We start from the raw sequence: 24,249 nt of genomic DNA, 5'->3' as shown, positions 1-24,249 counted from the left end.
CTGGTATAAATTCCCTCTACTTCTTTTAACTATATTCCCTACCCATCTTATAGACTTTTGTAAAACCATTCCTATTTTTGTGGCAGAATATAGGTTACTACTACAAATTTTTCGAAGTGAAGCAGCTAAATAGAGGGTACAGGAAGGCCAAGTATGTGGTTTACAGACAAACCATACTGAATCCGATAGACCATTTATGGACGTTTATCGGTGCCTTTTTAGGTATAGGATGCATAGGTTTCATCCAGTCCGAAATGCATGATTTTGCATCAATGGATCAGGTATTTCTTATCGGTTCTTTTGGTGCAACAGCGGTATTGGTCTATGGAGCTACCCACAGCCCTTTGGCCCAACCCAGGAACCTTATTCTTGGCCATACCGTAAGCGCATTTATCGGGGTGACCGTTCTAAAAACAATCGGACAATTGGACATCTTTTGGCTTACCTGCGCGGTGGCAGTCGCCACCTCCATCATTGCCATGCAAATGCTGAAAGCCCTACACCCTCCAGGAGGAGCTACTGCCCTTATTGCGGTGATAGGATCAGAAAAGATCAAAGCTTTGGGCTATATTTATGTGTTGAGCCCTGTTTTCACCGGCGCCCTTATCCTGTTAATCCTTGCCCTTTTGGTCAACAATTTCCCCAAGGAAAGGCATTACCCTTATAACCCCAAAGTCTCCCCCTATATGAGCAGAAGAAAAAAGTATGTGTTGAACTTCAAAAGAGCAGTGGGGATAGAATAACCAAACTTATTTTACCCTATCCCCTTTTGCTAATATTTTGGTATATAGAATTTTGTAATATTCTACTATTAGCTTTAGGTACCGTAATAATTTCCCGCAAATCTCGCAGATATGCGCTGATTCTTTTTCCCTATCTATCAGTTTATAAAAACGATAGATAAAACCTATACAACTCATTTCTATTCCACCTTACTTGCGTCAACAGTTTCACTTGATATTTTTTCCTATTCGGAGCAATTGGCCATTTATGCCCAATCTTCTATAAAAAATGTAGATTCTCATTTCAAGGAAACCCTCAAAATATCATCATCAGCAGTCAGGTAAAGCCATTTGTAATCAGGAGTAAAGGTGCAGTTTGAAACCAACTGCCCTGTATGGATTCGGGCCAAAACTTTTCCCGATGGGCTGAAGACCCAGACTCCTGAAGGGCCGGTCGCAAAAAGGTAACCCTCCCGATGAACTTCCATCCCATCAGGTAAGCCTTTTTCCCCCTGCTTAATCGAAGTCGTAGCATCATAAAACAATTTTTTACCGCTGACTTTTCCGGGCTGATCAAGAACGTACTGGTACCACACCGCATGCCCCTCATCCGAAACCGCCACATATAGCTGCCGTTCATCTGGAGAAAGGGCAATGCCGTTGGGACGGGAAAGGCTGTCCAAAAGCAGCAGTTCTCCCGATGGCTTGAGGCAATAGATTCCCTGAAAATCCAGTTCCTTACCCGCATATCCCGATGGCAATCCGTACGGGGGATCGGTAAAGTACAGATTGCCCTCCTTGTCAAACACCCCATCATTGGGACTGTTGAACCGCTTTCCCTGATATCCCTCTGCCAAGGTTTTGAACTGTGGCTTGGGATCTGAAATGGGTGCCTCCATTTTTGCCACTCTCCTGTCTCCATGCTGCATTAAAATCAGTTCACCCTTTGAGCTGATCAGCAGGCCGTTGGAGCCACGCTCATTGCTGTAATCTCCCTCTCCCGAATAGCCCGAAGGATGCAAAAAGGTAGAAGTATCTCCAGCGGTGGTCATTTTGTACACCTTATTATTGGGAATGTCTGAAAACAGCAAAAATCCCCCCTCTTCCATCCAAAGCGGCCCTTCAGTCCAGCTAAAACCACTGGCCATACGCTTGATTTCAGCATCGGCCTCCATGAGTTCCAAAGCCTCATTGTCCAAGATTTCAATTGAAAAGGGACTTTTTTCTTCCTTTACCACTCCTGTTTCTTCCTGCTTGGAATGATTGGTTTTACCACAAGCTGCCAAGACAAGCAAAGTACTTCCTGTTAGAATCGATTTAAGGTTCATTTTAAGCGAAAATTAAGGTGATGATAAAGATTAAGCACATCGCAGTAGTTCCAAATATAAAGGTTCCTGCCGTCTGTACCATATAACCTTGCTTGACATTCATACCGGTCAACTGGGTCAGCACCCAAAAAAAACTGTCATTGACATGAGAGGCCACGGAAGAACCTGCCCCTATGGCCAATACCGTCATGGTCTGCATAAAGGAATTATCCAGGCCCAACAGGGGCAACATCGGAGCGCATATCGAAGCAGTAGTTACCAAAGCCACCGTAGAGGAACCTTGGGTCGTTTTAAGGCAGGCCGCCAGAAGGAAGGGAAAAAACAATCCCCACCTGGCCCCTTCAAAGCTGCCGGTGATCACCTCGGCTATACCGGAGTTTTGCAGCATGGTACCGAAGATCCCTCCTGCCCCGGTGATCAGAATAATAGGCGCTGCCAGCCTAATGGATTCGCCTATCCAACCTGTGGAAGAAAACACCTTTTCATCCAAACTCTTGGGCAGGGTCAATGAAAGCAACACCCCGACAAACAAGGCGATGACCGGTGTGCCCAAGAAGGAAAACAATGCTTTCCCAACCGAGGGGGCCAGGTCGATGGAGGGATATTCCAAAACGGATTTAATCAAAATCAACAGCAAGGGAATCACCACGGCCAATAACGATTTCCAAAGCGGGGGTTCATCTCCTTTATCCGCCTCCACCTCTACCACAATGGGAAGATGGATTTTATCGGCCACTTTTGTAGCATACCAGTAACAGGTAAATAAAGATAAGCCACTGACCAAAATCCCCCAACTGATCACATCTCCTAAGTTAGCCCCCAGAATGCCTGCCGCAGCAATGGGTCCGGGTGTGGGCGGAACCATCACGTGGGAGGCTGTCAATCCCATGGCTAAGGCAGCCGTGGTGCCCGCAAAGGAAACCCCGGCTTTCTTGGACAGCATTTTGTTCAAGGGGTTCATCATCATCAGGGCACTGTCCGCAAAAACCGGTATGGACAGAAAATACCCGGTCAGCATCATGGCCAGATGGATCGACTTCTTCCCGATCCATTCCAAAATACGGTTGGCAATGACCAAGGCTCCTCCGGATTTTTCCAAAATGGTTCCTATGGTAACACCAAAAAGGATGATCAAACCAATCTTTCCCAAGATATTCCCAAAGCCACTATTGATCGCTTCCACAATTTGATCTGCCTGCATTCCTGACAAAAAACCATAGGCCAACGAAGTCAGGAGCAACATAAAAAAAGGGTGGATTTTCAATTTTACGATTCCTAATACCAATAGTATCAGGGAGATTACTAAGGCAATCAAATAGGTCATGGTTGGTTATTGGGTTAATTGGTTATTTAGTTATTAGGTTACTAGGTTATTAAGTTATTGGGTTATTGGACTACCGATCACAGAAGCTCTTTTCACAGGGCTACCATTCGGCAAAACTTCCATCGGCATTTCTCCAAATGGGATTGGCCCAGTTATGGCCGATTTTCTGCCCTTCCAAAAGTTTTTCTTCGTTCATTTCAATACCCAGTCCCGGCTTATCCAACAGCTTGATATAACCATCCTCCAGATCAAAGACCTCAGGATTCAATACATAGTCCAACAAATCAAAGCCCTTGTTATAGTGGATCCCTAGACTGCTTTCCTGAATGATCGCGTTGGAGGAAACAAAGTCCACATGGAGTGCGGAGGCCAGGGAAATAGGGCCCAACGGGCAATGGGGAGCCAAGGTAATGTCGTAGGCCTCGGCCATAGCAGCTATGCGCCTGACCTCTGAGATTCCACCGGCATGGCTCAGGTCCGGCTGGATGATATCCACCACCCCTTGATGAAGGATTTCCTTAAAATCCCATCTGGAAAACATCCTTTCCCCTGTGGCTATGGGAATGGAGGAATAGGCATAGATATGTTTCAATGCTTCATTGTTTTCAGCCAAAACAGGTTCCTCAATAAACAGCGGTTCATAGGGGGTCAATTCATCGATCAATCGCTTCACCATGGGCTTGTGCACCCTGCCATGGAAATCCAGCCCTATGTCAAGATCATAGCCAAAAGTTTCACGAAGCAGCTTGATATTATCGACGACTTTTTTCACATCCTTCATGGATGCCACCCATTCCATTTCCCCGGTGGCATTCATTTTTACCGCCTTGTATCCTGCTTTTACTTTTTCTTCCGCCTGTTCCAGGACCACTTCAGGATGGTCTCCCCCTATCCAACAATACATCTTCATTTTTTTCCGGACAGCTCCACCCAAGAGCTCATACACCGGCACTTTAAGGTGCTTTCCTTTGATGTCCCAAAGGGCCTGGTCTATACCGGAAATGGCACTCATCAGGATAGGCCCTCCACGATAAAACCCTCCACGGTAAAGTACCTGCCAGATATCCTCGATTTCATTGGCATTCCTTCCGATGATATATTGCTCCAGTTCTTTTACACAGGCAGCCACGGTACCTGCTTTTCCTTCCACTACCGGCTCACCCCAACCCACCAAGCCCGACTTGGTCGTGATTTTCACAAATAGCCAACGGGGCGGCACCTTAAACAATTCTACGCGTTCAATTTTAAGCTCTTGCATGATGGTTTTTTATCTTTTCTACAAATGCCCTGGCCTTTTGGGCTACAGATTCTTTAAGGCCTTTTTCTTGTGAGCTACCGGTCAAAACACTGCCAATTCCCACTCCCATTGCACCTGCTTCCAGCCAATCCATGATATTTTCCAGGTCAATTCCTCCAACGGCAAAAAAAGGCAGCTCATCAAAAGGTCCCATAATGGCCTTCAAATAACCCATTCCAAAATTCCCGGCAGGAAAAAGCTTCACTATATCAGCTTCCCCTTCCACCGCCTCAGCCACCTCTGTGGGGGTCAAAGCTCCCAAAACCATGGGGATTTCATTTTCATGGGCCGTCCTTACCAAATCGGTTTTGGCATTGGGGGACACCAAAAACTGCGCCCCCGCTTTTATCGCTTTGAGGGCAATAAACTGATTGGTCACGGTTCCCGCACCCACCAATACTTCCGGATGCCGTTTTCTGCTTTCCTGAATGGCCTTTTCGAAATCCGGGGTATTGGAAGTGATTTCCAACACCTTCACTCCCCCTTCCACAAGCCCATCAATGATGGCTTCAACACTTCCTGGCTCCTTGGTTCTGACAATGGCGATCAGCTTCTCCCGTATAATAACATCTTTTATTTCTTCTCTTTTCATAATTCCGATTTGAAGTATCTTCTCTCCTTAAAGCTTATCGATTAAACGGATATAGTTCTTTCTGGTAGCTTCCAGGTGCCTTTCCATGGCTGCTGCAGCGGCCTCTGGTTTCTGGTCCATTATGGCTTTTAGAATATTTTCATGGTGCTCGAGCATGGTCTTTTTTTCTTCTTCCAAATCCCCCTCTGCCGGCTTGGCAAAAACATTGACTTTGAATTTGGGCATCAGGTTAAAAACAGGGCTTAACAGCAATTCAAGCACCTTGTTCCCCGTAATCGATAATATAATCCGATGAAATTCATTGTCCAGTTCCGCTTCCTTTTTCTTATTATCAAGGGGACATTTCCGCATGGCCCCCATGTTTTTCTGAAGCAAATGGACATGCTGCTCCTTCCGTTTTTGGGCTGCTTCTTTGGCGATTTGCGGTTCCAACAGCTGCCTGGTTTCGATGGTCTGCAGGATCATATCGGTATCCGAAGAAAGCTCAAAAAACATGTTCATAATTTCCCGCGCATTCTGCACGCTTACCTCAGAGACGTAGGCTCCACTGCCCTTCTTTACCTCTACCAAACCTTGGGCACTCAATATTTTGATCGCCTCTCGGATTGCTGTCCTGCTTACCTTGAAAATCTCACAGAGGGCACTTTCTGTCGGCAGCTGCTGGCCTGGCAAATATTTCCCCTCCCGAATAGAGCGTGTAATCTCCTCGACAATTTGCTGGCTTAAAGATTTCTTCTGACCGATCTGTTGAAACATAACTCATTGGTATTTTGCTCAATATATAAATTTGTCATACATCATACAAATTTATCCAAAAAAAGGAAAGGCATTGCTCATAAGTATGATCAATGCCGATGGAATAAAAACTCAATGCCTTTTAGTCTTCAGAATCCCCTGGATTTTATCCCAAGGCTCCACTTGGTTTTCACGGGCCCACTGCTCCCATACTTCCGCCATTTCGGATACCTTTTCGGGCATGGCTTCAGCTAGATCATTCAGCTCGGTTCTGTCCGAAACCATATCATAAAGTTCCCACTTTTGAGGTCCTTGATTATTCCATTTCATGACCAGTTTGAAATTATCCATCCTCACGGCCTTATTTCCTTCATGCTCCCAAAAAAGCGGCTTTTGACGCTTCATGGTCCCTTCCCCGCTTATCAGCGGCAATAAACTTTCTCCTGCAGGACGGGGCAAATTCATTCCATTTTTCTGATCCGGATATTGCGCATCGGTCAAATCCATGAAAGTTTTCATAATGTCCGGCAAATGACCGGATTGACCTACCGTGCTTCCTTTTCTATCTTCTTTGATTCCATTGGGCCAATGCACAATGAGGGGGGATGAAATGCCTCCTTCATGTATCCAATGCTTATATTCCTTAAACGGAGCATTGCTGGCATTTGCCCAAGATTGGCCGTAGGTAAGAAAGTATCCTTCCTTGGTTTCGAGTTGGCTAGCAGGACCTCCTCCCATGGGGCCGCCCTCTGCGCATGCCCCATTATCATCCATAAAGAGGATAATTGTATTGTCCAGTTCATGGATGGCTTCCAAATAACCGACGAGTTTACCAATATTCTGATCCATCCTATCCACCTGTGCTGCATAAATGGCCATGCGCAAAGCCATTTCCTCCTTTTCTTCTTCGCTCAAAACATCCCAGCTTTTGGAGTCCTGTGGAGAGAGGCGCCATTCTTCTTTTATAAGCCCCATCTCGAGCATCCTTTCGTGCCGCTCCTCACGTAATTTTCCCCATCCTTCCAAATACCTTTCCCGGTATTTATCTATATCCTCCTTGGGTGCCTGTATGGGCCAGTGGGGGGAGGTGTAGGCGAGGTACAGAAAAAAGGGGGCTTCACTTTTGGTTTGGCTTTTGGCAATAAACTCCATGGCCTTATCCGTAAATGCATCCGTGGTGTAAAAATTGCCATCTTTAATGGATACCGTATCGTTTTGCTCGGTAATGCCCCTTGGAAACTTGGGTTCAAAATAGTTGGAGGCACCGGCCAAAATCCCATAGAACTTATCAAAGCCCCTCTGCAAAGGCCACATGCTTTCTTCACTCATCCCCAAATGCCATTTGCCGGCCATCAAGGTTTGGTAGCCATTATCCTTAAGCAGTTCTGCCAAAGTAACCGTCTGTTCGTTCAATGCCCCTCTGTAGCCGGGAAGTTGATAATCGTGCCCTTCACTCTGGGGTGGATTGGTCATATGGCCGATCCCTGTTTGGTGCGGATACAGACCGGTCATCAAAGAGGCTCTGGTCGGACAGCAGCGGGCAGTATTGTAAAACTGGGTGAAGCGTAAACCATTGCTGGCCAATTTGTCCAAATTCGGCGTATTGATTTCACCTCCATAACAGCCTAAATCCGAATACCCCATATCATCTGACATGATCAGAATAATATTGGGTTTTTCTTTATGGCCTGTCTCAGTGGATTTGTTTGCGCTACAGCCAAAACTCAATACGGCAAGGCCTACCAACCAAAAACTTATCTTATTCTTTATCATGTCGGTTATTTTCTCAACGGGTTATTTATCCCTGATTTTTTCAGTTAAACAAAATACTTTCTCTTGATTGCTACATTTGGATCAAGAAGAATGAAAACTTCGTCATTAAAACAGCCCATCTCTCACCATGCCCCTTTGATTCTCAAGGAAGCCTTTTCGCCTTGGGATACTTGGCCAGCTTGGCTTCCAACTCTTTTACCACAGCAGGCTTTTCTTCTGCCATATTTTTGGTTTCCTTCGGATCTTCTTGATAGTCATAAAGCTCATAGACCACCTTTTCATTCTTATCTCTCATATGCGTCCACCTGACCATTCTGTACCGATCCGTTCTAATCGCCTCCCCCAAATATCCCCCTCGGTTATACGCATGATAAGCATGGTCTTTTATCATTTGATCTCCATCTTTCAATACCGGTATTAAATTGATCCCGTCGATGGGTTGTGGCCCCTCGGGCCTTTCCAACCCGGCCAAAGCCGCCAAGGTAGGATAGATATCCACGGTTTCTGCCAATTGGCTGGTATGTCCCCCATCTTTGGTCACTCCCGGTGCCCTGATGATAATGGGAATTCTGTTGGCCTGTTCATAATTGGTGTGCTTGGTCCAAATGCCATGGTCTCCCAAGTGCCAGCCATGATCTCCCCACAAGACCACAATCGTATTTTCATCCAGCTCCAATCTCTTCAGTTCCTTGAGCACCTTACCCACTTGAGCATCCATATAGGTCAGGCTGGCATAGTAACCATGGACCAGTTTTCTTTGCAGGTCCTTTTCATATAAGTCCTGGCCTGTTGGAATGGGAAAGAACTGGTTGATCTCCCCTCCTCTTTTTACGGCAAATTCTGGTGCTCCTGCTGGGCCCTTTTCAAAATCCGCCAAAGGAAGGGACTCAGGATCATACATGTCCCAGTACTTCTTGGGAACGCTAAAAGGAAGATGCGGCCGGGCAAATCCTACCGCCATAAAAAACGGCTGGTCTTTATCCTTGCTGAGATCCCTCAACCGGTCAATGGCATGCCGTGCCACGCGGCCATCCGCATATGCTTCATCCGTCACATCAGGGCTTTCCCAGGCTGCCCCCCGGGGCAATTCATGGTTAGGGGGAGTGTCCTTAATATACATGGGGGTGTTTTCAAAAAAGGCCTCTTCCCGGGTCAGCTGCCCATTGGTGCTCTCAGGATCGACGTATTCAATCACCTTTTCCTTCCAGTGGGGGATACTCCACGAAGCATCGTCATTGGTATTTCCATGGCCAATATGGAAGACTTTTCCCATGGATTCGGCATGATAGCCCGCCGCCCTAAAGTACTGGGGCATGGTCACCGCATCGGGAATGACGTCCCTAAATTCCTTGCCAAAATCATACAGCCCCGTGCTGGTCGATCTGGATCCCAAGATCAAGTTGTATCGGGAAGACACGCAAACCGCTTGATTACAATAGGCTTGATCAAACCGCATCCCACTGTTGGCCAACTGGTCAATATGGGGACTGATTGCATGCTCATCTCCATAAACTCCCAAGTTAGGCTTCAAGTCATCCACCAGAATCAGCAGGATATTGGGTTTATCCTTGCTTTGCTGGGCGTCTACGCTGGAAATCATCAGGCACAATGCCCCTAAAAGCCCCCAAAACTTAAGTGAACAGTTTCGCATCACCTTCATTTTATTCATTCTATACCTTTGTTTTAATTTTCTTATTTCATTTCAAACTGTTGGGCCTCATCTGGCCCTGGGTTGGCGTAGGCCGGATCTTTGGCCCTGATGTAAACGTCCCCATCTCCGAGAATTTTCACCTCAAGCGGCACTATGGTGGTCCCTTGCGCATTAATGGTCTGCGCGGTTTCTCCGAGGTCTCTTTTCTCCACCCCTTCCCTGTTCACAGGAGGCACGTTTCCATTGTAAAAAGCGGTACACCACCATCTCCCCTCTTTGTCCTGAAAAGGGGTACCATGGCCTAAAAATCTACCGACAAACTTTCTTGGCCCGTATGGCCCGGTGACCTTATCTGCTGTACAGTAATACAGGTTATAAGATCCCTTTCTCATCTTATCGGTAGACCATGCTGTGCCAAAGTGAACGTATTTGTCCCCTATCTTTCGTATGGTAGCTCCTTCGTGGCCAATTTGTCGATCAGCAGGATCAATGCGTTTGGGTGCTGCCGCCAGCCCCGCAAAACCGGGTTTAATAGGCGCAATAGAAGTATTTCCCCACAGTAAATACCAGGTACCGTCATCATCTTTGAATAAACTGGGGTCATGCTTGAAACGCATATCCTCCCCCATGGGAAAAGAAAAAGCTCCGGACATGTCCTTGCCTTCAGCAATTGCCAGATTGGCTCCTCCCTGAACGGGATCCGGGGAAGTATGGACATAGATCCATTGGCCGTTGACATGGTACACCTCTGGTGCCCACAACCTCCAATCACTGGCCGGCTTTTCATTCAATTTACCGGGCATTTTTTGTACCCAGTAACCGTCCGCCAGATCGAATGGCTCACCCAGATATTCCCAATCAAACAGGTTCTTGCTTCTCCACACCCTGACCTTATGTCCTACGATGCTTGGGGTTCCAAAAAGCTCCTGGTTTTGGGCATCAAGGCCTGTATTATAAGGTTCCGTTTGTTCACGCGGATCATCGGGCAGAGGCGTGGTGCCCGTTAAATAATAGTATCCATCCGCATCCAAAAGGATATAAGGATCTCTAATCCAACCGTCTTTCAGGTAAATCGCCCTATTGTGACGGGCAAAGGCTTCTTCTTTGCCCATCTGGCCAAAGCAGTTCCAGGCAAGCAAAATACAAAACAGGGCAATGGTTATTTTTGGTAAATTCATGTCTATTAGAAATTGGTAATCGTTTGTGCATTGGGCTTGGGAGCCCTCAAATAATAAGGAGTACGGTAAAGCTTCCTTTCATCTCCCTGCGTATCCATCCACTTCCTCAACTGCCCATCCATCTCACTTATTCTTTCTTGATGCTGCGGCATTTCGATCAGGTTGACCTGTTCTGTAGGATCTTCCTGAAGATCATAGAACTCCATTGGAGGCCGCTGAAAGTATTTATGGAAGATAAGCGCAGCTTTTGGATCACTTTTGGCCGCTTCTTCCCAGGAATCCCAATAAGCTCCTGCTCCATCTTTGCGGAGGATGTCTGAATGGTTGGTATGGTAAGCGCTGGGCACCAGATTGATGATCAGCTTATAGCCTTCGGTCCTAATGCTGCGCATGGGGTAAACATTAAACTTTCCATCACCTGAATGGGTAGTATAAATCACTTTTCTTAATCCGTCGGATTTGCCCGTCAAAACAGGCAAAAAAGATTCTCCGTCCAGCCCCTTGGGGACTTCCGCCTCAGCAGCATCCAATAAGGTGGGCAAAATATCCACCCATGAAACCATGGCAGCTGTCCGGCTTCCCTGCTGTATTTTACCGGGCCATTTGACAATCAAAGGCGTCCTTATACCTGCCTCATAAAGGTTCCACTTACCAAAAGGCCATTGGGCGCCATGATCACTGGTAAAAAGGGTCAAGGTGTTTTTTCCCAGCATGCTATCCAGATACCCCAGTACCTCTCCCATTTCATTGTCCAAACCGGTCACATCAGTATAATACCGCGAGCGGTGTTCCCGTGTACTTTGCGTATCGATAAAGTAATCCGGCAGATCCACCTCTTCAGGATCATAGTCCATCGCTTTGGTCCAGCCAACATGTGGTCTTCGGTCACCGACAAAAATGCATACCGGCCCTTTTACCTTGGTAGAATCAAAATATTGGTGGATGTTGCGATAGAGATTCACCTGCTCATCATGATGAAAATCAAATCCGCATTTTTCATTTCCCCCATAATGGGCCACTTTTCCAAAGGCAAAAACGCTGTACCCCTTTTCCTTTAAGTGCTCGATCAGATAGGGAATCCCATTATCCGGATAAGAATGATTGGTTTCCGCACCATTTCGTGCTGGCATTAGGCCTGTAAGTAGCGCTGCCCTACTAGGAGCACAGGAGGGTGAGGCAACAAAGGCATTGGTAAAGGTCATTCCCTCTTCGCTCAGTTGTTTAAGCACGGGGGTTTTGACCACTTCCGCTCCATAAACAGACACATCTTCATAACCCAAATCATCCGCAAGAAAAACGATCATGTTGGGTTGTTGTCTTGCTTTCAGGCCAGTCACCGAAAGCAGGCTCAGCAGAAGGAAAAATCCGAAAAAAAACCACCATGGTTGATGGCCTCTTCTATAATCAAATAAAAGAACAGTATTAGTCATCAGGTTATTTTAGTTCATTCAAATTGGATGGTGATCCATTATCTCACCATCCACTTAAGGGTCTTATGGAGGGTGAATATCATAAAATCCATGGCCATGGGATGTAAGTAATTTTCCAATTATTATAAATTTTCCGTCAGATGGAGGCCCATTCTCTCCAAAAGTCCTGTTGAAAAGCAGTTTGGAACACCGGATGGCCTCATTTCATGCCGAAGCCATCCGGAAACCCCAAAATCAATCATTCATCAATAGCCCTCATTTTGCACCAAATTGGCATTGGCATCCATGGCTGCTTGGGGGATGGGAAATAATACATGGGTCTGTTTGGCATTGGAGATTCCCCTTTCCTGCGCTGAGGAAATAAAGGTTCCCATTCTGATCTGGTCTTCCCTTCGTTTTCCCTCCGTGTAAAACTCCCAGGCACGCTCATCGAGCAAATGCATCCGAAGCGCTTCTTTGGAGTTAAAGTCGGTTAAACTCAACAGGCCTACTTCTGCTCTGTCCCTCACCAGGTTGATCAGGTCGATCGATTCCTGATTGGGTCCATTTAGTTCATTCAATGCTTCTGCTCTGGTCAACAAAATATCGGCATACCTCACTCCGGGAACATCATTTCCATGGTCATTACCCGAAGCACTGGGATCCGGCCAATATTTGAAAGAGCGGGTATTGTTATTGTTCAATAGGGAAACCGTCTGACCATTATTATTGACATAGCTATCGATGATAAGGTCCATTCTCCTATCCCCTGCCTCAAACGAATTATAGAAACTGTCGTACAAACGGTACTGGGCTGCCCAGTTTCTCCAAGAACTCTGGAAGGTCAGTCCGGATGCAGGATGCGAGGCAAATCCCCCGGGGAAGGCCCCGTTGATATAGTTACATCCAGGGGTATTGGAAATTTGGGGATAAGTCAAAATATATTCCGAATTGCGCTCATTCTGGACCTTGAACAGGTCTGCATAAACAGGGTAAAGGCCATAGTCCCCCATGTCCATCACGTCCTGCGCCATGTTTGCCGCTTTTTGCCACTGTTTGGTATTGAGGTAGAATTTGGCCAGCAGGGCCCTGGCTCCTCCTTTATTGGCCCTGCCATAGGCCTGCTCATTGCCCGGCTCTGGCAAATCAGGGATGACGGCCAACAATTCAGCTTCTATGAACTGCTCCATCTCTTCTGCACTTGCCCGGGGAAGCTCCAACTCATCCTGAGTACTTCTTCTCAAGGGCACTGGACCGAACCAGGAATAAAGGAAAGAATAACTTAAGGCGCGGACAAACCTGGCCTCTGCTTTATAAACTACTTTTTCTCCTTCATCCATCACCGTGTTTTCGATGTTTTCCAGTACCACATTGGCATTTCTAATGGCACGGTAGGGCTTTTGCCACATATCACCGTACATCCAGCCCACGGAAGCATCCCAGGTGAAGTTGATCATCAAAACTGCCGTACGGTTCTCTCCTCCACCTGTTTCCCACTCAATGTCCGTACACCATTCTTCAATATTCCTCACACTGTGATGGGAATACCCGTTGAGGTAGCCCTCTGCATAGGCCCCGTCCAATACCGATTTGATCCCTTCTTGTGTCGTCAGGAAATTCTCCGGGGCCAGCTGTGAAAACACTTCTTCATCCAGGCTGTCCACGCAAGATGCCGCCATCAAAACCAACAGCATCAATGCTTTATATCGTAATATTTTCAATGTCTTCATTTCTCTAAACGTTTTAAAATCCAAGTTTCACTCCCAGCAAGAAGGTTGTCGCCGTAGGATAGGCGTTATAATCAATCCTGAAAATGGCATTGCCATTAGGGTTTACCGCCGGGTCCACCCCATCGTAATCCGTGATGGTCCATAGGTTGGTGCCTGTCACATATACCTGGGCATTGCGGAAGGTATTGCTCTGCATAGGGATATTATAACTCAAGGTCAGGGTATTCAGCCTGAGATAGGAAGCATCCTGCACGGTATAGGAGTTAACTTCCTTCTGCCCCTGGGCAGTAGGATTGACAAAGGAAGGATAAACGTTGGACGGGTTTTCTGGTGTCCATCGGTTAAGGTAAGGCTCCGCAAATTTGTTACGCCTGAAGTTGATCGGGAAATAGGTATCCACCAGGTTGTTATTGAGCATACTGATCCCACTTACTCCCTCAAAGAACACATACAAACTGAATCCTTTATAATCAAAGGTATTGGCAATGGAATAGGTAAGATCCGGAAATGAATTTCCCAAAATCATGCGGTCATCCGCGTTCACCGTCTGATCACCGTTGAGGTCCCTGAACTTCAGGTCTCCCGGAGCCACAGGATCGGTTGTCTGATCAAAATCATCCCCTTCCTGCCAAACGCCATCCACCTGATAGCCATAGAAAGAATTTAAGGTCTCTCCCTCCTCTATGATCGATATCTGATTGGCAAAACCGGCCCCCCCGGTCACTATCCGGTCGATGCCCCCCAAATCCGTCACTTCATTTTTCACTGTCGCGAGGTTGACCGTGGTACTCCACTTGAATACCCCATCCATATTGACAGAGGTGATCGCTGCTTCCACACCTGAGTTCCTGATGCTCCCCACATTGGTCAGACGGGAAGTAAATCCGGTGGAAGTCGGCACAGGAAGTGCCAAAAGCATATCGTAGGTGTTTTTGTAGAAATAATCGAAGCTACCATAGATACGGTCTTCCAGGATACCAAAGTCAAAGCCTGCATCCCACTGTTCGGTGGTTTCCCACTTCAGGTCGGGATTGGGCAAGCGGGAAGGATCCGTGGTGGTCACTTTTTGGTCGTCAAAAACCGCATCGGGCCCCGGACCAAAGGTACTGATGGAAAGATAATTTCCGATTTCCTGATTTCCTGTTTGCCCCCAGCTAAGCCTGAACTTCAAGGTGCTCAGCAGGCCCACATTGCTCATAAATGGCTCCTGCATCATCTTCCAGGCAAAAGCCGCAGAAGGGAAATATCCGAACTTATTGTTCTCCCCAAATTTGGAAGACCCGTCTACCCTTAAAGTCGCCGTAAGTAAATATTTGTCTTTTAATCCGTAATTCACCCGCCCCATATAAGAAAGTAAACTGTTGGTAGATTTGAAGCTGTTGATTTCCCTTCTGGTTGGATCTCCCAAACCTATATTATGTGTACCGGTAGCATCTGAAGGAAAATCCCTGCCCTGGCTGATTTGGGTTGTCAATCCAAACTGCTGGGTAGTCACCCCGGCCAAAGCGGTGATATGGTGAATGTCGATGGTCTTATCGTAAGTGGCCGTTCCTTCAAAAAGGTAATTGGATTGACGGTTTTCAAAAATGGTGGCAATACCGCCATTGGCCAGTCCATCCTTGGTGCTACGGTCCACATACACATCCTTTCGCTGGTTGGTCACATCGGTTCCCACATTCAGTTTCACAGATAGTGAAGGCAGGATTTTGTATTTGGCAAACGCTATCGCAAATGTCCGGTAGCGGTTGATCATCGCATTTTTGCCATAAGCCAAAGCCAAGGGATTATCAATGGATATAAAAGGAGAAATGGTATAACGGCCATCATCGCCATAAATAGGCAAGGTGGGATCAAAGTTATAGGCTGCATAAAGCGCCCCATTGTCCTCATTGACCCCAAAGGACTGAGCGGGCACCTGATCGTTTTGGCTGTAGCTCGTGTTCAGGTTGATCCCCACATCCAAACGGTCCGAAAACTTGGTTTCCAGGTTTAACCGGGCACTGTACCGATCAAAAGCGGAACTCTTGACCACACCATCCTGGCTGAAATAATTCAAAGCAGCAAAGTAATTGGTGCTTTCGCTTCCCCCGGAAAAGGAAAGATTATGGTTGCTTACAGGAGCATTGGTTCGGAAGAGCTGATCTTGCCAATCCGTGCCACCGTCAATAATAGCATCCACACGTTGGTCGGCTATTCCTCCTCCATCATCAATGATGCCGTTCATCACCATTTGATACTCCTCTGCTGAAAGAACGTCCAAACGGTTGGCCACATTTTGTACACCGTAATAGCCATCATAATTGACGGTCATCTTGCCTTTTTTTCCGTTTTTGGTAGTCACTAAAATGACCCCGTTGGCTCCCCTAGCTCCATAGATGGCGGTAGCAGAGGCATCCTTTAATATTTCGATGGATTCGATATCATTGGGATTGATGGCCGCCAAAGGATTGGAAGGAGTCCTTGAAGTAGGGTAACTGCCACCGGATCCTGTGGTCAGAGAGGAGTTATCGATAGGAAGCCCATCAATGACATATAATGGGCCAGTACCGGCATTGATGGAACTGGCTCCCCGGATGCTGATGGAGATTCCACCGCCCGGTTCAGAGCTGTTTTGCACCACATTTACCCCGGCCGCTTTGCCTTTCAAGAGCTGGTTCACTGAGGTGTTTACCCCTTGATTTTGGTCATCGGCTTTCAGGGAGACCACTGATCCGGTAAGGTCACTTTTCTTCACAGTACCGTAGCCCACTACCACTACTTCCTCCAGGGCCTGGGTATCTTCTTTCATCTCCATGTTGATTACCGTCTGATTACCTACTTGCACCCTTTGGGTGACAAAACCTATAAATGAAAAGGTAAGGACCTCCCCTTCTTCTACACTGATTTGGTAATTACCATCCAGATCCGTTACGGTCCCTTTACCGCTGCTTTCCACTTTGACGGTCACTCCGGGAAGGGGCATTCCTGTCTCATCAACCACATTTCCCCTTATGGTTACTTCGGCGAGTGCCTTTATTTCCACCGCTTGTTCCTCCCCCTTGGCACTGACATGGATATTGTCATTGATCTGGGTGAAACTAAGGTTGGTCTGCTGGGCCAGGGTTACCAATAAATCATAGACAGATCCATTGTGCACATCTGCCACTACCCTTTCGGAAGTATTGATGGAATTCGCATCAAAGGTGAACCTGAAATCTGTTTTTCTTTCCACTTCCCTGAACACGGCCCCTAGAGACTTGTTTTCTAAACGGACATCAACATAAACGTCCTCGATGTTTTTTCTCTGTGCCTTTGTGGTATTGGCCAGCAGTACCGTACAAAAGACCAGCTGAATGAGAAAGCCGTATAATAATCTTATAGACATCACTATTAGTTGTCTCAGTATTTTTTTTTGCATAGTTTTAAAATGTTTAAGTGAAACTGCTTAAGCATCCTGTCTGTACCGACCAAAGTTCAGGACAGGAACATTTTGGGCAGGTAGCATTCTCCCCAGAATCCTATCTGCCTCTTTTTTAGCTTGAATCGGGATTTTTCATGGTAATTAGGGTTAGGTTATTGGATAAAATAGTTATTGGGTTATTTAAGTTATTGGCTACTGAGGTATTAAGTTATTGAGTCCGCTGTTCGGGATTTATTTGTCAGAGCCATTGATATTGGGGATTTATCATCCTCTCCATCGTCAAATTGTCTTTACTCTTGATTTTTTAGGCTTTACTCTGATCTTAATACTTGGTACTTGCCTCTTGATACTTGATACTTGATTCTTGAGTCTTGGTACTTGGGTCTTGGTACTTGGGTCTTGATACTTAATATCTATCATCAGTTACCCGATCTACTTTCTTTTATCAGTCTGACTTTCTTTCCATTGATTGTATAATCGATCCCAAGGGTTCTTTTGATGCCTTCCAGTACATTCTCAAGGGATTCATTGTGGTATTCGCCAGAATAGGCCCAGCTATCACCTATCTCCGGATCACATGTGATCACCACGCCGTACCAATCGTTTATCTTTTGAATAATTTCATCCTTGCTGTCATTTTTGAACACCAGTATTTTGTCCTTCCAACCAGAGATTTCAATAGGGTCAAAGCTGCTCAGCAGAAATTCACCGTTTTGTTCTATCATTAGCATTTCTGCAGGCTTCAGAATCACTTGCTTTCCAGATTGGTCTTTGACCTTCACTTTTCCCGAAACCAGTGCAACGGCCAGCCCTCCATTCCCAGGGCTTTTTACATTAAAGGTGGTTCCCATAACTTCTACCTGCCTGCTTCCCAAATCCACTATAAAAGGCCTTCCATCTTTCTGTACATCAAAAAAAGCCTCCCCTTCCAATTTTACCAGCCGCAAGGTGTCCGAAAACTTTTCCAAAAAGGTCAGTTTACTGTTGGAATTAAGGTTGATGACAGATCCATCTCCCAACCTTATGGTCGAGCGGACCCCGGCTTGGTTTTCACTGACTCTCCAATTTATAGGAGCCTCTATCACTGGTTCCTGTACCAGATAAGTCTGAAAAACCAACCAAGAGCACAATACCACCAGAATGGCTGCCGCCACTTTATAAACCACTGAAAAGGGTCTCCAGCTGATACTTTTTTTAGCCTGCTTCTTTAAACTTTCTTCTTTGGCGCCGGATTTCAATACCTGTTCAAAAATCTCAACATAAGCGCTATCGGACAGTTTGGGCTTATCCTTGTACCCCAGGGACCGAATGATGGAAGCAGCCTGCGTTACTGTTTCTTTTCTGTCCACATTTTCAGCTATCCACTTTTCCCAAAAATGGTTTTCTTCCCCTTTGGGGTTCTTGGCCCAGGCAATAAAAAATTCATCCCCTAGAAAATCTTCCAGGTCATAGTCTCTATATTTTACAATGTTTTTATTCTCCTTCATTGTTAACACTTACTTTGGACTAATCACTTCCTTCAAACTGGACAAAGCCCTATAAATCAGTTTTCTTGCTGATTTCACTTCATTGAACCCCATCACCTCGGCTATTTGGCTGTAGCTCATTTCCTCTTCATATAATAATAGTAAAGCTTCTCTCTGACGTGCGGTCAACTTGTCAAGTGCCTGATTAATTAGCTGGCGTTGATGCTGTTGAGATTCGGATTCTATCATTATGGTCTCCGGGGACAATGCGATATCAAAAGCCTTCTTGTACTGGATTTCCTCCGCGTCAACCAATATCCCCTGCTGCTTCAACCGCTTGATGATCTCGGATTGTATGCACTTAAAAAGATACGATTTGATACTTTTCACCGCTCCCAATTCCCCTCTCCTCTTTCTCAAATAGATGAACACATTTTGGATGCAATCCTCTACCAAATGGCTGTCTCCACAAAATTGATAGCCAAAGGCAAACATGTCGGAAGCGAAATGTTGGTAGATAAAATTGAAAGTTCCTTCATTGCCTTTATTGAAGGACTCCCAAATCAATTCATCAGACATCTCACGGTACTCCGTTTCAGAGTATCTTCTTTGGGCTTTTGCGGTTATTTCAGGTGATTTATCGGGTTTCATGCAAACTTAAATTTGGCACTATTGCCATCAGGTAACATAAAGAGATAGAATTTACCCCAAACGACCCCATAAATCAGAAAAAAAAATTAAAATTTTTCGATTTTGAACAGCCTAAATCATAGTAATAGACATTCCAAAATAATTTATCTGTGTATCCGCAATGTTGCACGTAACCAAATCTTATAAGATTCCTGTTCTTTTCCATTGATGAAAAGAACCAAAAATCTAGGCCACGGAGCCTCCCGTACAGTAGTCGGGACAGGTTCTTCAAATTGAGTGAGTTTGTTTACGATTACAATCAGTTTGCCTCAATTTGATTTTGTGCATTTGCTGTAGGCTAAAAACGAGTGGATCTCGCTCGTCCACTTCGCGAGCTAACTCATTTTCTTAACGCCTCCATCAACTGTCCCAAAACCGAAGGCTCCAAAGGCCTTTAGAAGGATTTCAGTTAAGTATTTTGTTTCATTTGTACTACATGCAAAATTCGGGATAGTCAGAATAATTTATAAAGAAATACAATATTCGAACTTTACCATACGCAACACTGTTGCATATAATCTAATATCATTCTTCTTAAATTATTATAACCAATCTAAAAATGAAAGAAAACTTTTATTACGATGTAATTATTGTCGGGGGAAGTTACTCAGGACTTTCTGCTGCCATGGCCTTGGGGCGATCTCTGAAAACTGTGCTGATACTTGATTCAGGCCAACCTTGCAATATACAGACACCGCATTCCCATAATTTCCTGACCCAGGACGGTAGAAAACCCTCAGAAATCTCCACTATTGGAAAAGAACAGGTCTTAAAGTATCCCACGGTCAGTTTTAAAAAAGATCTGGTGACCGACGCTGCCAAAGAAAGGGACTTTTTTAAAATCTCCACGGCTTCTGGCGCCAGCTATTTTGGCAAAAGAATATTATTTGCTACAGGCATCAAGGATCAAATGCCCGATATCATTGGGTTTAAGGAATGTTGGGGCAAATCAGTCATCCACTGTCCTTACTGCCACGGCTATGAGGTCAAAAATCAGCCGACAGCTATTCTGGCAAATGGTGAAATGGCTTTTCTATTTAGCCTATTTCTTACCAACTGGACCGATCAACTGACGCTGTTGACCCATGGAGCACCTACCCTGACCGATAGTCAAAAAGCAACATTGGCAGAGAAAAACATCCCGATAAAGGAAAACAAAATCATCTCCCTCAGCCACGATGGCGGCCAAATAGCAGCCATTAATTTTGAAGACGGGACTGCCTTAAAGGTCTCTGCACTTTATGCCAAAATCCCCTACCTTCAAAGTTGTACGCTGCCGGAAAAACTTGGATGTGCCCTCAATGACAAAGGTTTCTTGGTGGTAGACGAGAAACAAGCCACCACTGTGCCGGGCATTTATGCTGCCGGGGACAACAGTAGTCATGAAAGGGCTGTTTCCATAGCTGTTGCTGCAGGCACCAGGGCGGGTGCTGCCATTAATTTTGACCTGGTGATGGAAAACTAAGCATTCTTAGGCTTACTATCTTTCTTCTCTGAAAGTAGTCAAATATAATAATATGAATATCTGTAATGTTGGATGTAATCAAATCTTATAAGGTTCTTATTGTTTTCTGTTCTTTTATTCAGGAATTGTTTTGTTTTTGAAGGTCTTCATGAATGCTACGCATTTCCATTGATGAAAAGAACAGAAAATCTAGGCCACGGAGCTTTCTTCAAATTGAGTGAATTGGTTTTCGATTACGATCAGTTTGCCTCAATTTGATTTTGTGCCATTTGCTGTAGGCTAAAAATGAGTGGATCTCGCTCGTCCACTTCGCGAGCTAACTCATTTTCTTAACGCCTCCACCAACTGTCCCAAAAACGAAGGCTCCAAAGGCCTTTAGAAAAACTTCAGTTAAGTATTTTGTTTCATTTGTACAACGTGCAAAATCCCGAATAGCCAGATAAAATTTTGACATTTTAGAATACTGACATCATTGCAGATAGTTACCTATAATTTTTTTCCTCCAATTACCCTTTTTTCCCTCTATTCATCAGATATCTTTGCAAGTAGTTTAATCTTCCAAGAACACAATAATGTCCCATTGTCCCTGCGGCTCAGGAAAGCCATTAGCCTTATGTTGTCAACCTATCATCGACCAATTTTCTGCTGCTACGGCAGAGGAGCTTATGCGGTCCAGGTTTACGGCATATTGCCTGATCGATGCTGCCTACTTATATCAAAGCACTTTTCCACCTAACAGACCACATACAAATGTTGAGGACATTAAGGAATGGGCTACCACGAACCGTTGGACAAAGCTGGAGATCCTGTCCACCCAAAACGGTTTGAAAACCGACGCCGAAGGAACAGTGGAATTCAAAGCCTATTTTTTGGACCATAACCGTAAAGAGCAGGTGCACCATGAAATATCGCGCTTTGTCAAACAGGAAGGTCATTGGTACTATGTAAGCGGAACCTATCCGGCTGCCGGTCCTGTGACCAGCCCAAAAATCAACAGGAATGCTCCTTGCCCCTGTGGCAGCGGCAAGAAGTATAAGAAATGTTGTGCTTAATAGATTTCCTTCTCTAATTTTGAATTTCCCTTTTCATTTCCGGCTGAAGTAAAGCCGGCTTTTATATTGCCCATGAAAGTTTGCATCGCCGAAAAACCCAGTGTCGCCAAGGAAATTGCCCAAGTCATCGGAGCCAAAAGCCGAAAAGACGGTTACTTTGAGGGCAATGGCTATCAGGTCACCTGGACTTTTGGCCATTTTTGTTCCCTGCTTCCTCCCGAGGATTACGATCCCAGCTGGAAGCGCTGGGACCTGTATACCCTTCCCATGTTGCCCCAGCGCTTTGAAACCAAGATCATTTCAGACAACGGAGTGAAAAAGCAATTCAAGATCATCAGGGATCTATTGAATAAAGCAGACATCGTCATCAACTGCGGGGATGCGGGGCAGGAAGGGGAACTGATCCAGCGGTGGGTGCTGAAACAGGCCAAATACCAGGGTCCAGTCCAGCGGCTTTGGATTTCCTCCCTGACCACGGAATCCATCCAGTCCGGCTTCGACCAGCTTAAACCGGCCGAGGATTTTGATAACCTCTACTATGCCGGCAGTTCCAGGGCCATAGGGGATTGGCTTTTGGGAATGAACGCCACCAGGCTTTATACCCTGAAATACGGGGGATACAAACAGGTCCTGTCCATCGGGCGAGTACAGACACCCACCTTGGCCATGCTGGTACAACGGCACTTTGAAATCGAAAACTTCAAACCCGAACCGTACTGGGAGCTGCAGACCATTTACCGGGAAACCAAATTTAACAGCAGCGAAGGAAAGTTCTTCAATAAGGAAGATGGCGAAAAACTCCTGGAACTGGTCACAGGTAAAGACCTGTATATCACCGATATCGAAAAGAAGGACGGTAAAGAATATGCCCCCAAGCTATTTGATCTTACCAGCTTACAGGTCTATTGTAACAATAAATTTGGCTACACGGCAGATAACACCCTGAAAATCGTACAGAAACTGTATGAAATGAAGGTGGTCACCTACCCAAGGGTAGACACTACTTTTCTGCCAAATGACATGTATCCCAAAGTACCTGGAATCCTAAAAGGCCTGAGCAATTATTCCGAATTCACCGCTCCATTGTTAGGCAAAAAAATCAGGAAATCACCCAAAGTTTTCAACGATAAAAAGGTCACCGACCACCATGCCATCATTCCTACAGGAGAACAAAAGCCACTGGACCAGGCACAACAAAAAGTCTATGACATTATTGTCAGGAGGTTTATTGCGGTCTTCTACCCGGACTGTAAGGTGGCCAAAACAGCAGTAACCGCCGAAGTGGAAAAAGTGCTGTTTTCAGCCAAAGGCAAAGAGATCATTGAGGAAGGATGGCGAGTACTTTTCCCTAAGGAAAGCAAAAAAAGCAAAGAGGAAGAGGACAGCAAGGAAGAAGATGAAGAAGGAATACTTCCTTCTTTTGAAAAAGGGGAACATGGGCCACATGAGCCTTCATTCACAGAAAAGACCACGAAACCTCCCAAGTTTTACACAGAAGCCTCGCTGCTCAGGGCCATGGAAACGGCAGGAAAACAGGTGGAAGATGAAGAGCTCCGTGACCTGATGAAGGCCAACGGCATAGGCAGGCCTTCCACCCGGGCAAGCATCATCGAGACCCTGTTCCGTAGAAAATACATCGAACGCCGCAAAAAACAGATCATCCCAACCGAAATGGGTATACAGCTGATCGGAACCATCCAGAACGAGCTGTTGAAATCAGCTGAGCTTACCGGACAGTGGGAAAAACAGCTCAAGGAAATTGAAGAAGGAGCCTACAGCGCCATTCAGTTTATCAATAATATGAAGCAGATGGTGGCAGCCTTGGTCCATGAAGTCAAAACCGAATCGGGCAAACCCCGGTTAGCTTCCCCCGAACCTGTGGCAGAGGAGAAGAAAAAAGCCAGCTCCAAGAAAAAAACAAGCTCCACAAAAACGGCCGCCAAAAACATAACGGAAGTCACCTGTCCCAAATGCCAACGGGGGAACATCATCAAGGGAAAATCGGCCTATGGCTGCAGCCAATGGAAGGCTGGCTGTAAACTACGTCTTCCCTTTAAGTTTATGGACAAAAAACTGACCGACAAGCAGGTGCAAAGGCTGATCGAGAAAAATGCCACGACCAAGCTGAAAGGTTTTGTTCAGAACGGAGAAAAAGTGGATGGCACGTTAAAATTGACCCCTACTTTTGAAATCACCTTTGAGCCAGCCTCCGCCAGTCCCAAAAAAGCCAAAAGTGATGCGATGCCTCCTTGTCCCAAATGCAAAAAAGGCCGCATCATCAAAGGAAAAACGGCTTATGGCTGCAGTGAATGGAAGGCAGGCTGTGACTTTAGATTTGCCTTTCAGGACATCAAAAACAGAGCAAACGGGCAGCCCCTTACCCGGGAACTGGTCCTCAAGATCATCAGTACTTAGGGTCCACGGTCGACAGTCGGCA

Annotated in this window: 17 protein-coding genes; 4 read left to right on the top strand and 13 right to left on the bottom strand. The window is 45.8% G+C overall.

What is annotated here, in order from left to right; translation table 11 throughout:
• The first annotated feature begins 77 nt into the window (after positions 1–77).
• Complete coding sequence (locus tag ACYVAA_RS01745) at positions 78–743, top strand: HPP family protein (RefSeq protein WP_460538295.1); 666 nt, start codon at positions 78–80, stop codon at positions 741–743.
• Positions 744–1,021: 278 nt separating this feature from the next.
• On the opposite strand, the gene ACYVAA_RS01740 is transcribed toward ACYVAA_RS01745, so the two are convergent.
• From ACYVAA_RS01740 to ACYVAA_RS01680, 13 genes are all read right to left on the bottom strand, one after another.
• The gene (locus ACYVAA_RS01740) at positions 1,022–2,050 is read right to left on the bottom strand and encodes an SMP-30/gluconolactonase/LRE family protein (RefSeq protein WP_460538294.1); all 1,029 of its coding nucleotides are present in this window, start codon (positions 2,048–2,050) and stop codon (positions 1,022–1,024) included.
• A 1-nt stretch (position 2,051) separates the two neighbouring features.
• Entirely contained in the window at positions 2,052–3,374 is a 1,323-nt protein-coding gene (locus ACYVAA_RS01735) for a GntP family permease (RefSeq protein WP_460538293.1), read from the bottom strand.
• A gap of 100 nt (positions 3,375–3,474) precedes the next feature.
• A complete protein-coding gene (gene dgoD / locus ACYVAA_RS01730; protein ID WP_460538292.1) occupies positions 3,475–4,632 on the bottom strand; it encodes a D-galactonate dehydratase in 1,158 nt (385 codons plus the stop codon).
• Positions 4,619–5,263 carry a bifunctional 4-hydroxy-2-oxoglutarate aldolase/2-dehydro-3-deoxy-phosphogluconate aldolase gene (locus tag ACYVAA_RS01725; protein ID WP_460538291.1) on the bottom strand — a complete coding sequence of 215 codons (645 nt, stop codon included), beginning with the start codon at positions 5,261–5,263 and terminating at the stop codon, positions 4,619–4,621. Before ACYVAA_RS01725 ends, dgoD begins: the two co-directional genes overlap by 14 nt.
• 27 nt (positions 5,264–5,290) lie before the next feature.
• Positions 5,291–6,019, bottom strand: coding sequence for a FadR/GntR family transcriptional regulator (locus ACYVAA_RS01720; protein WP_460538290.1), 729 nt, complete (start codon positions 6,017–6,019; stop codon positions 5,291–5,293).
• A 111-nt stretch (positions 6,020–6,130) separates the two neighbouring features.
• A complete protein-coding gene (locus ACYVAA_RS01715; RefSeq protein WP_460538289.1) occupies positions 6,131–7,771 on the bottom strand; it encodes an arylsulfatase in 1,641 nt (546 codons plus the stop codon).
• Between the two features lie 142 nt (positions 7,772–7,913).
• Entirely contained in the window at positions 7,914–9,440 is a 1,527-nt protein-coding gene (locus ACYVAA_RS01710) for a sulfatase (RefSeq protein WP_460538288.1), read from the bottom strand.
• A gap of 23 nt (positions 9,441–9,463) precedes the next feature.
• Positions 9,464–10,600, bottom strand: a complete 1,137-nt coding sequence (locus ACYVAA_RS01705) for a glycoside hydrolase family protein (RefSeq protein WP_460538287.1) — start codon at positions 10,598–10,600, stop codon at positions 9,464–9,466.
• Positions 10,601–10,605: 5 nt separating this feature from the next.
• Positions 10,606–12,030, bottom strand: a complete 1,425-nt coding sequence (locus tag ACYVAA_RS01700) for a sulfatase family protein (RefSeq protein WP_460538286.1) — start codon at positions 12,028–12,030, stop codon at positions 10,606–10,608.
• A 245-nt stretch (positions 12,031–12,275) separates the two neighbouring features.
• Positions 12,276–13,739, bottom strand: a complete 1,464-nt coding sequence (locus tag ACYVAA_RS01695) for a RagB/SusD family nutrient uptake outer membrane protein (protein ID WP_460538285.1) — start codon at positions 13,737–13,739, stop codon at positions 12,276–12,278.
• A gap of 13 nt (positions 13,740–13,752) precedes the next feature.
• A complete protein-coding gene (locus tag ACYVAA_RS01690; protein ID WP_460538284.1) occupies positions 13,753–17,103 on the bottom strand; it encodes a SusC/RagA family TonB-linked outer membrane protein in 3,351 nt (1,116 codons plus the stop codon).
• Between the two features lie 455 nt (positions 17,104–17,558).
• Entirely contained in the window at positions 17,559–18,626 is a 1,068-nt protein-coding gene (locus tag ACYVAA_RS01685) for a FecR family protein (protein WP_460538283.1), read from the bottom strand.
• A gap of 9 nt (positions 18,627–18,635) precedes the next feature.
• Positions 18,636–19,256, bottom strand: a complete 621-nt coding sequence (locus tag ACYVAA_RS01680) for an RNA polymerase sigma factor (protein WP_460538282.1) — start codon at positions 19,254–19,256, stop codon at positions 18,636–18,638.
• Between the two features lie 598 nt (positions 19,257–19,854).
• Between ACYVAA_RS01680 and ACYVAA_RS01675 the strand changes: the two genes are divergently transcribed.
• From ACYVAA_RS01675 to ACYVAA_RS01665, 3 genes are all read left to right on the top strand, one after another.
• Positions 19,855–20,760 (top strand): NAD(P)/FAD-dependent oxidoreductase, encoded by a 906-nt coding sequence (locus tag ACYVAA_RS01675; protein ID WP_460538281.1) that lies wholly within the window; start codon positions 19,855–19,857, stop codon positions 20,758–20,760.
• A 572-nt stretch (positions 20,761–21,332) separates the two neighbouring features.
• Positions 21,333–21,812, top strand: coding sequence for a YchJ family protein (locus tag ACYVAA_RS01670; RefSeq protein WP_460538280.1), 480 nt, complete (start codon positions 21,333–21,335; stop codon positions 21,810–21,812).
• A gap of 72 nt (positions 21,813–21,884) precedes the next feature.
• Positions 21,885–24,227, top strand: a complete 2,343-nt coding sequence (locus ACYVAA_RS01665; protein WP_460538279.1) for a DNA topoisomerase 3 — start codon at positions 21,885–21,887, stop codon at positions 24,225–24,227.
• Positions 24,228–24,249: the final 22 nt, after the last annotated feature.

It is taken from the genome of Echinicola sediminis (assembly GCF_054777495.1).
The sequence above is the reverse complement of the archived record's forward strand: the minus strand, read 5'-3'. Positions and strand labels throughout refer to the sequence as shown.